2 protein-coding genes are annotated in these 547 nt (G+C 69.1%); both read right to left on the reverse strand.

Annotation, left to right across the window (positions count from 1 at the left end; all coding sequences use genetic code 11):
* Window positions 1-292: DUF6431 domain-containing protein (locus ACHIRB_RS30840; protein ID WP_395127845.1), on the reverse strand; the 292-nt coding region annotated here is incomplete at its 3' end.
* Window positions 293-352: 60 nt separating this feature from the next.
* Window positions 353-547, reverse strand: a 195-nt coding sequence (locus ACHIRB_RS30845) for a hypothetical protein (RefSeq protein WP_395127846.1), incomplete at its 5' end; no start/stop codon positions are given.

Raw genomic sequence — 547 nt, forward strand, 5'->3', positions numbered from 1 at the left:
CGATCCGGCGGTGGCCGAGCCCGTTCGCCTTGTGGGTCAACGCGGTTGCGATGACTTCGGTGGTGTCGGCGCGGCGTGGCTGCAACTCGGCGGGGAGCACGATGTGCGTGCTGTGGCAGTCGCGGCAGCGTAGCCGTTGCGGGCGCACGGTTGTGGTGGCGGCGCCGAGGCTCCGCACGGTGCGATTTCGTCCGTGACCCCAGCGGGAGAGCGGGCCGGCGCAGTTCGGGCAGGCCATCCCGTCCCCGGACAGGTAGCTGTCGGTGTCGGCGGGGTTGCGGATGACGATCACGACGGGTCTCGGTGGTCACGACTCACCAGCGTTGCCTACCACGCCGGAACTCGGGAGGGGTCAGTTCGTGTTGGTGGCAACGGTTTTCGGTCCGACGCCGTCACCGACGGTGCAGACGACCGGCCACGAGTCGGTGGCCGTCACGATTCCACGGACCCGCAGCCGCGTTGGGCTGCCGATCAGGAAGTCTCCGATCGTCGCGGGTTGGTGATGGCGACGACGGGGCGTGCCGTCATTCCCGGTGCGATCGTTCGT

Source organism: Antrihabitans spumae (genome assembly GCF_043944905.1).
GTDB classification, from domain to species: domain Bacteria; phylum Actinomycetota; class Actinomycetes; order Mycobacteriales; family Mycobacteriaceae; genus Antrihabitans; species Antrihabitans spumae.